The organism is Belliella marina, assembly GCF_042682445.1.
Classification (GTDB): Bacteria; Bacteroidota; Bacteroidia; order Cytophagales; family Cyclobacteriaceae; genus Belliella; species Belliella marina.
On sequence record NZ_JBHUHR010000015.1, the window covers coordinates 468,847 to 482,610 of the forward strand.

A 13,764-nucleotide genomic window follows, 5' to 3' on the forward strand; every position below is an offset into this window, starting at 1 on the left:
TCGTTTCCCGAAATTTTATCTGCTAAAATGTTGAATTACTCTTTCTTGACCTGATTTGCCCATTTTTTCGGTAAGATCAGGATTTTCGAGTAAGAGGCTGATTTTTTGAAAAGCGGATTCAACATCATTTTTATCAATCAAAAAACCTGTTTCTTGATCCAAAATTACTTTTTGAAAAAGATTTGATTTTATACTTACAACCGGCAATCCCGTCGCCATGGCTTTCAATATTATCTGGGGAAATTCATTTTCTATCGCCATCGGAAATACAAAGATATCTGATGCTTTTAGAATATCTGGTATTTCGTCCTTGAATTTAATTATATCGAACCTTCCACGAAGGTTGTATGAGGTTTTTATCGAGTTAAATTCCTTTTGGAAATCTAGGTCAATCTCTTGATGAACAATCAAAAAATGGGCATTTTCATAGATTTCCACGATTTTTCTTGCCACCTCCAAAAAAAAGCAATGGCCACAGTCCCTTTTGAGGGGAGAGATCATTGTGATGATGGTTTTTTCGGGAGGAAGTTGTAAATAATACCTGGCATCAACCTCGGGATTTATGTAAGGTTTATAATCAATGTTTTTTATCAATACTTTCTGTTGGTTAGTTTTGTGGATATCGTTCATGAAGGGCCTTTCCATTGAAAAGGCAAATATAATATGTCTAATACGAATTGTTTGCCTCCTTATTTTATTTATATTGAATGTTCAAAAACTAAATTATCAAGAATTCTTGAGGCATCAAATTTTGTCAAAAAAGTCTATTGGTATAGTGCGTTTATAGCTTTCAACAATTCTTGCTCATATCGCTCAAGGCTGAATTTTTGTTCAACAATTTTTCTTCCTTCCAAACCCATTGCTTTGGATTCATTTCTATTGAAATAGAGCTGCATTACAGCGTTTTTTGTCTGTTCAATATTGTCAATTTCTACAAGATAGCCTGATTTCCCTAGAACAACCATTTCTGAAGCCCCACCGGAGAGTGTAGCAATCACAGGCAAGCTGGAAGACATTGCTTCCAGCACTACGTTGGGAAGAGAGTCTGGCTCGTTTGATGGTAATATAAAAAGATCAGAATTGGCTAAGATTTCGGGGATATCTTTTCTAAATCCTAAGTAATCTACATAATCACCAAGATTCTCTTGTTCTATATAATCAAGTATTTCCTTTAGGATGTATTCATAGCCAGTGTATGGGTCACCCACGATCTGGAATTTTATATTGACATTACCATATTCCTTTATGATTTCGTTAATTACTTTGAGGAAAAACAATTGCCCTTTGCCCGGGTTGATCCTACCGATAGTAGTAACGGTAAATGGTTCATTTTCATTTTTCTGGTTGCTATAGTATTTTTCAAAATCAATTCCATTGTAGATCACCTTAGCAGTTCCTGCAGCTTTCAGTGGGGGGTAATTTTCCAACACAGCATTGGAAACGCAGATGATAAGATCACTGGTTTGCTTCAGTGATGAAGTGATAAATTTCTTGTAGACCTGTGGCGACAGGACAATCTCTCTGACATGGTTTACATGCTTTACCTTAGCCAACTTAGCTGCATATGCACCAGCGAGGACTGTTGAGGTATTGGAATACACTATAGGGTAGTTTTCCCTTTTGATCATTTTGTAGATTTTCCATATTGCAGCGGACAGGTAATATAACCTGTTGATCAATCCCAATAGTTTAAGGTATTTTTTTCTCAATATTCCTAAGCGCAATATTTCCACTTCCCCACCTAACTCCTTAATGCTTTCACATAAGGGACCATCATCTGAAAGCAATACTTTTATATGGTAACCTTCGTTGACTAATGCTTTCGAAGATCTAAGGAGACTTCTTCCTGCACCATACAAATCGGAACTACTATGTAGGATGAGAATCCTTTTATGAAGCATTTTTAATTGTTTTTTTAAGGGTTTTCCAAGAGTTGTGCCAGTTATACCATGCCAATACTTTGGCTTGTTCCTGCCGTAGTTTATGTGACTGGAACTCATCTATGGTTAGTATTTCATTGATTTTATCTGTTATCTCCTGTTCGGATGAAGGGTCAAAGAGTAATCCTCCTCCCCGGACTACTTCCGGCAGGGAACCTTCCGATGAGGCGATCAGTGGCAATCCATAGCTGTAAGCTTCCAACACGGGAATCCCAAAACCTTCGTAACTTGATGGGAATACATATGCCCGGGCATTTTGGTAATATCCAGAAAGTTCCTGATCTGGAACATATCCAGTCAGATGAACCCGGTGTTCCAACCCTGAGCGGAGTATGGCATCTGAGATTTCAGAAGTACTGTCCATTGATTTCTTGGATGGACGGCCACCGACAAGCACCAAATGGATGTTTTTTTCCTTGATTTCCCCAAAAGCCCTGACAAGATTCGGCAGATTTTTTCTTTTATCCAATACACCAACATGAAGTATATAATCAAAAGAATATTTGGAAGGTGCCTTTTCTGATCTATATCTTTCAGAACCAGTCCTTTTGGGACCTAGAGGTATCACTTCAATTTTATCTTTGTTTATTCCCAAGACTGAGATGATTTTAGATTTGGAAAACTCAGAGACAGTGATGATTTTTTCCGCTCTTTTTTGACCATAGATTGCCAAAATAGTGAAATAAAAACGCCAAATTCGGTTATAGTTTTTAGGAAGTTCCCAAATGTTGCAGCCATGGAAAACAGGATAAGTCTTGATTTTACCCAAAAAAAGAAAGGGAGCTACATAATCTGGGCATATCAGGTGATCTACCCTGTTTTTTCTTGCCAAGAGAGGTAGCGTGAATGTCTTCCAAATGATAAAGGCAAAATGCACCAAAGCTTTGCTGAAAAACCCCTTGGGCTTGGTGGCACGCTTGGGAGCGAGCTCAACAAGCTCTACTTCGGGGTCTGATTTTATCTCCCAAAGTAGCTCCTCTGTAAATGTCCTTGTCCCAGTTTGGGCAAAAAACAGATCACGGGTATCAAATCCTATTCTGATTTTAGACATGGCGAATTGCATTTAATTTGACCCTATGCATTGCATTGACAGTATATCCCACCATCCACCAAGTCAATAGGGACACAAACAGAAATTTCTCTGCGTTAGAGGTGAAAAGGGGGAGTAAACATCCAAACTTCACCGTACTAGCGATAAATGCAATCCTAGCTTCATTGAGGTTCTTAAGCATAAAAAATGCCTTATAACAGTAGATGATAGACGCAATGAGTATCAAGATGTAAAGAAACATTCCCAAAACTCCTAGCTGCACTCCGAATACAAGAAATTGGTTTTCCCCACCGATTCTCAGCTCCTCATCTACCGAACCTACATTCCCACTCATGGCAAGCCCGATACCTTGTGGATTTTGGATGATAGACTCTATAGCTGCCAGCCATTCTACCACATGCCCAAGTGAGGAGCTGTTTTGGAAAGTGACTGTGTCAATGATGAAATATTGAAACTCCTCTGTGGCAAAGAATATAAAGTATCCTGCAAAACCAAAAGTCAAGACTCCTACGGCAAAGATAATGTTATACAATCTGAAGACAAAAGCTATATACAAGCACATTACAAACCAAGCAACCAAAGAAGACCTGGAAGAAGAAAACATCAGGATGCAAAAGGATATGAAGACAAGTAGCAGGTATTTGCCGGCATCTTCCCTTTTGGTGGTGAGAAACATGATCAATGCTGTAGAGAATATCAAGAGCGAGGATATGGCAAGCTCAAGTGGGTCTGAGAAAAATGAAGCAAACCTCTTTCCTGTTGTTTGGGTCTCAAATGTCCAAGTGAGTCCATAATTTCCAGTGGGATATATTTCGTTTATTTTTTCATTGAAGATGGAGTACCCAGTGTGCTGTTGAAAATGTGTGTTGGTGAGAAATTCGAACAAGTTCAAACCAAAGGCCATCAGTCCTACGAACAAGATAACGTTAAAAATATTCTGGGATTCTTTAAGATCAAAGTGTGTATTTCTACCAAAAAAGAAGAAAATCCCCATCAATACAATGTTTTTGAAATAAAGGGCTTTGTTTAGAAATGTAGCTTCCCCGATGGGTAGCAACAAGAATATGAATGCCAATAGGTAAAATCCCAAGAATAAATAATCAATAAAACCCAACCTGAATGGATGAGAGGAAAAGTCTCTGTGGTAAGCAAAGAAGCATATTATAGCAAGAAAAATCATGATTTCCTTCAAATATTGGAAAACGCCCAGAACCTGTACAGAGCCCGTAGTGCTGAATACCACACTGATCAAGGTGATATATACCGGAAAGAACAATGCTGCAAAAAAAACAATATACTCCCATCGTCCTTTAAAAAGTATCTGGTTAAAAGTGTAAACAGATAGAATAAATACTCCAATAGTCAGAATTATAAATAGCATATAGCTTGGGGTAGTTTTCCGTCATTGGGATCATCAAGCAAACCGTCTCTCATACCATGGATTGATGCCTTTAATTTTTTGAAGCGACATCTAACCAAGAAATACAAGATAAAAGTAAGGGTTTTCCCGCATTGATATGGCCAAGCGAGTAATTTATTTATCTGATTAGGGTGTGACTTCAGCAGCAGAAATTGATTTCTGATGTTTAGATAATGTGCCATTGGACTGATAAAGCCTTCTTTTTGCTTAGCCTGTGCTTTGGTAGATGCACTGATTTCATGGTAGATGACTGACTGGGGTACGATCTGGAGTTGGTAACCTATTTTTCTAATCCTTAAGGACCAATCCACATCTTCGAAGTAGGCGAAAAACGTCTGGTTCAATGGACCTACTTCATTCAAGACAGAGCTTCGAATCATAAAAGCACAACCAGTCAGCCAATCAGTAAAATATGGACTGGTCAGTTCTGTCTCATATTTTTGGCTTTTGCATTGCCCTGTCCTTTGATTGAACACTCCCCCAGCATGCCATACACTTTTTCTATTATGAAAATCATAGATGATTGGTTGCACAGCACCCAGTTTTGGAGAATTTTCAAGTGCTGCTACCAAGGGAAGGAGAAAATCACTATCGAAATGGGTATCGTTGTTGAGAAGTAGAACATAGTCAAAACCTTTGTCAGTGGCATATTTCAAGGCGGTATTATTACCTCCTGTAAAACCTAGATTTTCTGTATTCGCCAAGTAGGTACAATCTGGGAATTCGCTCTGTAGTCGCATGCCACTTTTGTCTTTTGAGCCATTATCTACAAGAATAACTTCATAGTTTCCATATTTCAGATCCAGAAGCTGCTGTAGGCAGTTTCTGCTATGGGTGTATGTATTCCAATTGATGATGATAATGGCAACTGATGGACTGTCCATTTAATTTGTATGGTACTTGATTAGAAGAAATAGGCCAGATTAATATGTGCTACAATGTTTTTCCGGTCATCACCAGACTGAAGCCTGTACAGTGGCGCATTTGGATCTCTTTCCAAAACCCAATAATAATTCAATGTATTTACAAATTGAAGGCGTGTAGATACCAAAAACTGTCCAATCTTCCTATCTGCTACCAGAGAAGGTACGATATCTACCCAATATCTATCCCAACCATTGATGTGTTCAAAATGTAGGTAAAAAGAGTCGTTTTTGTTTGCTATTCTTTCGAATTGCAGACCGATTCGGTTGAAATTATTGATCCAACTTGCTTCTACAAATAGGGAGTTGCTACCACCTCCATGGCCAAATCCCATAACCTGTCCTTGATTCGTATATCCATGTCTTACATGTGGATGGGTATACCAAGTCATGTTTTCCCTGATGGCTTTTCGTGTTGTTTGGCCGGTCTGGCTCATCTCCAAATGGACTTGGATGAATTGTTCGTCTTTTTGTAAAGGGATGTATTTGACGAAACCTAGGGTGAAAGCCCTATTGAGGTCTGGATTTACTATAAATTCTCTGAGTCGCTTACTATTGCCATTGCTGCCATATTCACCGTAGAACTCAAATTTCCCTTTGGTAGAGAACCACCTGAAAAAACCGGCACTTTGCTGTTGCCTTTTTGCTATGATAGGGTCGTCCAAATGGCTGAATCTCTTTCTTCCATTGAAAATAGGGAGAAAATCACCAAACCTATCCATATCATTGTGATATATCTGGCTGGTACTGGAATAGCCTATAGAGAAACCTGGAATCCACTTTGGTTGATATGTAAGCACCATTCCTGCTAAATATCGCCAATCCTCATCACGCTTGGGTACATATAATGGAGTCCTCCTAAAAACCATCCCTGGATTTGGAGGGAGAAAACCGGAATTTTCCAACCTGCCTGCAATGACCTGTCCTTCAAAACTACCTATATTGGTTTCAATTGGTTTTTGGGTATTGACTGTAAAGTGTAAAAATCCAGGTGCATTGTTGCTCATCATCAGGGAGTTTCTTTTGGAAGGTCCCCACCAGAGATATTCATTGGAAACTCCGACCGAGATCCCGTTGTCAAAATTATATCTGATACTGCTATTACCCCAAGTCGCACGGGTATATGTTCCGGTACCAAACTGCTCTGGTTCATCTATCCTGTTGAGATACTGGTAATAGTCTTTCCAGTTGGAAGATTCTCTACTCGGCATACCTCTGAAACCTTTGTTTTGGGCTGTAAGGAATTCGGGTTGAAGTTGGAAGCTGAACTTCCCATATTCTATGTATGCCCCTCCACTTATCAACATTTGTATGCCCCTGTTGGGGATCATGGCACCATTGTTTTGAGCAAATGGATAGGCTGAATTGAATTGGGTATTGACTATTATAGGAAGAGGCTGTACTTTAACAGTGTTTTTTTTCTCCAAATACTGATATTTCCCTGTCCGGTCCAAGTGATCATATCCAGGAAGCCCTTCTTCCAAATCAATCCCTAATAATTGAGTGGGATTTATGGGTTTTACCATAAAGGAGAAGTTATCGGGAATCTCGCCAGTAAGCTGTTTTCTTCTAAGGTATTCTTCCAAAAGTGGCGTGGATAGTGATATAGATTGAGCTATGCTATCAAGTCCAAGAGAGATTAATAGAAGTGATAATAATATAGTCTTTTTCATTTATTTCAGTATTTGTAGGTATGCTAAATCAGATTTAGAAAAGGTAAACCGTCCTTATTGTACCTTGGAAATTAAACACATCTTTACCTTTTGGACTTAAGTTACTGTCATCCAATTGCCACTGGTAGTTGAAAGAGTTGATGAAGTTGAGGTTAGTACTTACAAGGAGTTTGTTAAATTTCCAATCTCCAAATAGGCCGAAGGCCAAATCCACCCACCGCTGTTCTGGAGTCATGTCATTGAACCTTTTCACATAGATATCTTGGTGTCTGTTGAGCCTATCTATTCTCAATCCTGCGCGTTTGATCCCTTTCACCCAGGCAGTTTCCAAGGTTTGGATATTGCTGGATGGTCCTATACCAGGCCCCAGCATCTGCCCATAGTGCGTGAATCCATGCCTTACAGGCGAATGCCCTCCCCAGTTGTTTCCTCCCCTAAAACCATCATAGCGAACGATGATATTGATGGATTCCTGTTGGTGAAACATCTCAAATTTAGTTTGGATATGGGCATCGTTGTCTATTGGGAAGAGTTTGCTGAACCCAATCAAATAGGCCCTGGAATGTTCCGGATTGAGCAAAACCCCACGCCAAGTGGCTTCGTGATCCCTTCTGCCGAACTCAAAATAAATTTCTGCATTCCCCTGTGGGATAACCCATCTTGCGAATACTGTTGCTTGCTGGTCTCTCCCTTCAGCGTCTCTGTCAAATCCCTGATTGACTTTTTGGAATGGTGAGAAGATGGGAAAGTAATCCGAAAATGAGTCCCCACGCAATGATTCGTATTGTTGGTAAACCCTTGAAACACCAACTGACAAACCTGGAGTCCACTTAGGTTGATAACTTAGTAGAATTCCATTCAGGTATCTGTCATCATTTCTTAGGCCCCCATTGCTTTGGAATTCTGCCCCTTTGAGGTAACCTGCGATGATCTGACCTTCGAATGATCCCAGAAATGTTTTGGCTGGTTTTCTGGTATTAAGTGTGAAGTGCTCAAAGCCAAAAGCATTGTTTGAAAAAAGAAGGGCATTGAATTGTCCAGGTCCCCACCAGATATTTTCGGTAGACAATCCTGCAGAGAAAGCGCCTAAATTAAGACGTACGCTACTTTGGCCTGGGAGAAACTTTCTGTACGAAGACTCCCCAAAACGCTCAAGATATTCAGTATTGTTTGTCTTTGGAAATCCAATGTCATAATCTTTGTTTTGTGCCCAAATGACTTCAGGTTGTAGCTGTACGGTCAATGGACCTGCTTCAAGATACAGCCCTGCACTCGCATAAGTCTGAAACCCCCTGTTGGGGATCATCCTACTTGCTTGAGGATAGGGATGGTGACTGTTCCATTCTGTATGAAGTTGGAATGGCAACAACTGTACACGTGCTTTATCCTTAAAGAACCGAACTTGAAAGTCACTTACACCAAGCGTATCCTGATCGAGAAGGTTGGGTACTTGATAAGTATCTGAATACTTGGTAAGCAACCTCGGATTGATTGGTCTTAGGGAAAATGATACTGTCGAATCAAGCTCCCCCAATAGCTGAGCCCTTCGTATATAATCTTCCAAAATAGGAAAGCCAGCAGGAATACTCTGTCCAAAAAGGTCTCCGAAAAAACCTGTTCCTAAAATGATTAGAAGTAAATATTTTTTCATTGTTTTATTTTTAGCCCCCATTCTTTCGAAGAGAGGTATATTATTTTATAGTTCTAAAGTCGAGACTACAATTCTGTTCAGAGACCAACTTTCATCACAAATTGGGTTTGCTGCATTTTCTTGCACAAGAATGTCACCCAAGGTAATGGTGGCAGTGGAAGCATTGTGAGGAATGGCTTTGGAAATGATATATCGGGAAGTGTAGCCGAGCACACCATTATGTTGGCACCTACCGGGTAGATTACCATTGAAAGCACCTGTTTTTGGATTGGCTTGATTTGGAAATTCTCCTGGAAATGATTGCATGAGACAATATGTGGAAGTACAAGGAGAGTTGGAAAATGTAGTATTCATAATTTCTTGATTGTCCAACTTCATATACCAAATATCAGGCCCGCCAGGGCTAGGTACATTTCCATCCCATGAATCATGTAAAAGGATGTCCACTGTGATCCTCAATGCCTTATGGGAAGGCAATTCACTTAAATTCAATATCAATTCTTCATTGTTATAGAACCCAAGGACAGGAATGTTCACGAAGTTCTCCAAATTGGCATTTTCTATCCCTGTGGTATTTCCTTCGGAAAAGTCATTTTCATACACGATTATTTCCTGCGAAATTTCCTGCTGGCATGAAATGAAACTCAGAGCTAGAAATGTAAAGGTCAAAGTGTTTTTTATGTACGAATGCATTTCAAATATGTGGGGTTTGGCTATTAATATTTTTAAAGTAAATCCTCAAAATTCCTCCCTTGCCAAATACAAGGGACAGCAGCTCCAGAAAAACAGATGCCGGCAACAAAAGCATAATTGGCAAAAGTAAGGATATTCTTTTATTGTTTTTGAGTTCTTTGATGATGTTTTTCTTAAATCCCAATCGGCTTAATAAAGCTTGGGTCATGCCCAAAACACCTAGGTGAAAGGAAAAATTTTGCCTACAAAGCTTGACCAAGCCTAGCTGTTCCATTTGCAAAGCAAGTACTTCCCCGTTCCAATGGGAAAGGTGCTTGGGCAGGTCAAGATGCATCCAATTTTCTCCTGCAACCCGACTTTGCCAACTGTCAATATTAGGTACTTCTATTATCAAAATTCCATTGGTTTTCAAATTCTGGAGCAACTTTTTAAGCAATCCCTTTGGATCTGGAAGATGCTCTAATACATGCAATAATGCTATCACATCAAAATTCCCGCCATTTACTAATCCTCCTTCATAAAATCCATCAGATACGTTCACCCCATATTTCTCTCTGGAAAAGTCAGCTCTATCTTTTGCCGTTTCTATGCCATGGCAATCCCAGCCTTTTTGTTGGCATTTGTACAAAAAATGACCTTTACCCGAGCCAAAATCGAGTATTTTGAGCGGTTGTTTGCTTTCAGAAAGCATCTCGGTTTTTTCAATGATTTTCTCAGATTCCCAAAAAATAATCTTCTCAAATATGGAATTCCTATTGTCCACGACTTTGTACACCTCATCCTGGTAAAGCTCCTCCAGATTGACTGGATTACCTATATATGTCCAAGTGACATCACATGAATTACATTGGACGAGGATCTTATCTTTTTGGGTCTTTTCCATACCCGTGTTACATACTGGACAAATAGTCTGTTTCATAAAAACTTCTTAAAGGTATATCAAAAAACAGAATCTATTAGTTTTTGATTATTTTAAAAGACTCAAGTTTGGTTCTTGTTAGCACGTTGATGATATAAAGTCCCGAGCTAAGATGACCCATGTCCAAAACTTCGGTAGTTTGGGTTATGTTTTCCAACCTTCCAACTTCTATCCCCCTAATATCCAAGATTTGGATATAGGAAATCTGACTCATTGCTTTTTCGTTGATCTCTATATATAGTTTTTCGCTAAAAGGATTTGGATAGATTTTGTTGAAAGTAGGTAGTGATTCTTCCTTTGGAAAATCCGGTAAATCGGTGATCAGGTCATCACCCCGTAATGGAAAGGCTTCGATGGCAATATTGTTGAATCTGACATTTCCAGAATTGGAGGCTGTGTTTCCTTCAAAATCTATTCTGATCTGAAATTCCGGGTTGTTTTTGGCATCTTCTACCATATCAAAATCCAATTCGAGCATCCCGAATTCTGTATCAAGTATAAATGAGTTGTCACTCAGATCTGAGGTAGTCCAATCTCCATCTATGGAAGTTCTATAGGATATAGAGATGCCTTCAGGACCGTTGTTGGTTTTGGAAACTGCAGCTGAGAATTTTGGTTTTTCGTGGGAAACCATTGGGGCATCTATGATAAGGTAGCCTAATTGATCTTCTACTTGCAAAGGATTCCTGACTCTCAATCCCCTCATGTCTTCGAATGTATACCCTAATTCCTCCAGTAAAGTTGGTTTGAAGTTTATTTCGGTGGGGTCGTTGACCCGATCCATGATTCCTGCTGATCCTTCTCCTGGATAAGGGGATATCGCTGGTTCAAATGATAGGTTTCCAGGGATTTGGGTGCGTGTATAGTTGGAAGGAATCTGAGTCAAAGCAAGGTTGTTGTCTAACTCAGTCCCAAAAAACCAATAGTAGATGGCTCTTCTTTCCACAATCGGGTTTTCTACAAAGATTGCGGTGATGTTGGTATTTTTCTCAAGGTTGAGTGAAATATCTTCTTCGTTGATTTTATTTCCATCAATCAACCAATGGTCAAAGAGAAACCCTTCTTTGGCTTTGGGGGAAAGCTGTATTGGGACACTTCTGTTATATATACCATTCCATGGATATGTTTGACCAGAAATACCATGAAGCGAATGGTTAATGGTCAAAGTATTGATTTGCACTTCGCCCATGCCGGGATTCGAGATATCTACAATCACTTCAATGTCATCACCGAGTCCCAATTCAGATCTCAACATTTCCCTTTGCATCTCAGGCCTGGAAACCATGTAGCCTTTTAGCTGATTTAATGAGTTTTTATAATTGGAAGCTATGTCCAATGAACTTGGATAATACCCCCATCTGTCCTTATGGTTTTCAAATTCTGTTTCTATCAATTTGAAGTGGGAATCTGCTATTTCAATTATCCTATCCGGATCAAATGAAGAATTGATTAGGTCGTAAAAGCGGTTGATGAATAAGTTTTTGAATTCATTATTTCTCAACAAAGACCTTAAAAACAGTGTTTTTTCAGGATCATTTGTAGCATATTGATTTCCCTTGCCTTCAGGGTGAATCCAGTTCTCCAAGGTATTGAAACCCGCACCGAAACGAAGACTTGCGTCAAAATCCCAAACAATCAACCTATACCTACCATCTTCATAAGGATTATCGGATAATCTTTTGGATTTCCAATATCTATAATGTTTGTGCCCATACCAATCTACATTGTTAAAATATACGAATGAGACCACAAAATCAACATAGCTCAACACATCCAGTTTGGATTTGACCAATTCGTAAGTCGCTTCTTCTTCTATATCTCCATTTGTAACCAAATTATACAAGGAGCGATAATCATCTATATCCCGCAATTCACCAGACTCAATATTTACGCTTGAACTTTGTCCCCAAGGTGCATTGATCATAATTACTTGGTCCGGATCTACCTCATAATAATTTCTGAGGTAGTTGTTGTCAATACGATCCCTTATGTTGACCAAGCCCCAATACTCACCATTAAAGTAGTTGACTGCAGGCCTGCTGTTTTGGGTCCCAATGTTCATATCTTTTATGGCCTGATGGATCACGTCATCAGTGAGATAGTCCGTTAAATCACCTCCATTTCTTAACAAGAGTCGTCTATAATCCGTAATTTCCTTTCCGAGTTTATTCTTATTTCCGGGGAAAACAGGATATTCGATTGTATTTGAGTTATCATAATCTCTTCTTGCATATAGCCTAAGACCCTTGTTTGGTACCCTTCTTGCTGCGCCTCCATGAATTCTCACACCGAGATTCTGGGTAAATTTAGATTCTTTATTCTCAAAGAATTCAAGGGTTATTGGTCTTTCAAACAATTCTCCACCTTGCTGGTAGTTGCCTTTATTGATATAGCTGGTTTCAGTTCCTCCAGCATCAAAATACCTTCTGCCCTCTACAAAAATCCCCTCATCAAAACTGAAAAAATCAAAATTATCAGCAACAATAGAAATTACCGGCAAACTATGGTTTATTTTGTTTTGCCCTTCGACAAAGTATGTTTTGGTAATGGTCGGGCTATAATCCCCATTTTGGAAGACTCTTATTTTTAGTATATTGGCTTTCGGTAGTTTTTTGGCTGGCTTGATCCACCTGATCCCAAATTGGTCAAAATATGTTGTGATGATTTCAGAGATGTCATTAGGTTCATTGGATTTTTCATTTAGTACGATCGGATCTTCATATTGGTAGGTTTTGTTTTTCCTATCAACATTATAATTGGGTGTACCTTCTTCCTTATAAAAATAGTTTACAGCATAAGGGACAGCTGCATCTATGTTTTCCAGCGCTGGTTCTGAGCCATCTAATGTGTAAAGGATTACGCTATTTTCATTCGGGTTAGAAATTTCAATATTAACTGGGTTACTATACCAACCAGACTGAAGTGATACAGTTGGACTATCTAGAAGTGTTATTTTTGTGCCTTGCTCGTTGGGAAAGCCCGGTGAGCTTGGGAAAAAAAAGGTCAAACTTTGACCACCATCCACCTGCCGTCCAAAAGAATAATCCCTAGGGATTTCTTTGGCAGGAACTTGGTCAACTTTTTCTCCATCAGAATTGGAAAGGAGTATTGGTTCTCCAGCTGCTGATATACTGAAGTTTGCGTGGAGCTGACCGTTGTCGAATTTGTCTTTTCCGGATGCCCAAACTAGCAAAAAACCCTTTTCCTTGATTTCTATTGCGGGGAATACCCACTTCATTGGCACTTCTTCGTCATCTGAGAGGCCAAACCCTTCGAGGTTTATGGGTTGGTCAGATGTATTGTGTAATTCGATCCAGTCACTATAATCTCCATCAGCATCAGCGATGGTAGTGCCATTGGAAGACATGATTTCGTTGATTTTTAAAGATTGGGCTTCTGAGGAGTTGACAGAAAACAGTATGAGGATGCTGGATATTGCCAGCTTGAAAAAAAACGAATAGCTGGTTACTTTTGATTTCAATGTTTTCATTGTG

Annotated in this window: 10 protein-coding genes; all 10 read right to left on the reverse strand. The window is 39.3% G+C overall.

The window, feature by feature from the left end:
• Positions 1-15 precede the first annotated feature (15 nt).
• Positions 16-630 (reverse strand): glycosyltransferase family 4 protein, encoded by a 615-nt coding sequence (locus ACFSKL_RS06305; protein ID WP_376884481.1) that lies wholly within the window; start codon positions 628-630, stop codon positions 16-18.
• A 134-nt stretch (positions 631-764) separates the two neighbouring features.
• The gene (locus ACFSKL_RS06310) at positions 765-1,901 is read right to left on the reverse strand and encodes a glycosyltransferase (protein WP_376884483.1); all 1,137 of its coding nucleotides are present in this window, start codon (positions 1,899-1,901) and stop codon (positions 765-767) included.
• Positions 1,891-2,991, reverse strand: a complete 1,101-nt coding sequence (locus ACFSKL_RS06315) for a glycosyltransferase family 4 protein (protein ID WP_376884485.1) — start codon at positions 2,989-2,991, stop codon at positions 1,891-1,893. Before ACFSKL_RS06315 ends, ACFSKL_RS06310 begins: the two co-directional genes overlap by 11 nt.
• Positions 2,984-4,372 (reverse strand): O-antigen ligase family protein, encoded by a 1,389-nt coding sequence (locus ACFSKL_RS06320; protein ID WP_376884488.1) that lies wholly within the window; start codon positions 4,370-4,372, stop codon positions 2,984-2,986. The genes ACFSKL_RS06315 and ACFSKL_RS06320 overlap by 8 nt, the downstream gene beginning before the upstream one ends.
• Positions 4,360-5,295 carry a glycosyltransferase family 2 protein gene (locus tag ACFSKL_RS06325; protein WP_376884489.1) on the reverse strand — a complete coding sequence of 312 codons (936 nt, stop codon included), beginning with the start codon at positions 5,293-5,295 and terminating at the stop codon, positions 4,360-4,362. Before ACFSKL_RS06325 ends, ACFSKL_RS06320 begins: the two co-directional genes overlap by 13 nt.
• 20 nt (positions 5,296-5,315) lie before the next feature.
• Positions 5,316-7,007, reverse strand: coding sequence for a capsule assembly Wzi family protein (locus ACFSKL_RS06330; RefSeq protein WP_376884491.1), 1,692 nt, complete (start codon positions 7,005-7,007; stop codon positions 5,316-5,318).
• Positions 7,008-7,041: 34 nt separating this feature from the next.
• Positions 7,042-8,658: a capsule assembly Wzi family protein gene (locus ACFSKL_RS06335; protein WP_376884493.1), complete on the reverse strand. Its 1,617-nt coding sequence runs from the start codon at positions 8,656-8,658 to the stop codon at positions 7,042-7,044.
• A gap of 45 nt (positions 8,659-8,703) precedes the next feature.
• A complete protein-coding gene (locus ACFSKL_RS06340; RefSeq protein WP_376884495.1) occupies positions 8,704-9,351 on the reverse strand; it encodes a hypothetical protein in 648 nt (215 codons plus the stop codon).
• 1 nt (position 9,352) lies between these two features.
• Positions 9,353-10,270 carry a methyltransferase domain-containing protein gene (locus ACFSKL_RS06345; RefSeq protein ID WP_376884497.1) on the reverse strand — a complete coding sequence of 306 codons (918 nt, stop codon included), beginning with the start codon at positions 10,268-10,270 and terminating at the stop codon, positions 9,353-9,355.
• Positions 10,271-10,307: 37 nt separating this feature from the next.
• On the reverse strand, positions 10,308-13,760 hold the full coding sequence (locus ACFSKL_RS06350; protein WP_376884498.1) for a CotH kinase family protein: 3,453 nt from the start codon (positions 13,758-13,760) through the stop codon (positions 10,308-10,310).
• Positions 13,761-13,764 lie beyond the last annotated feature (4 nt).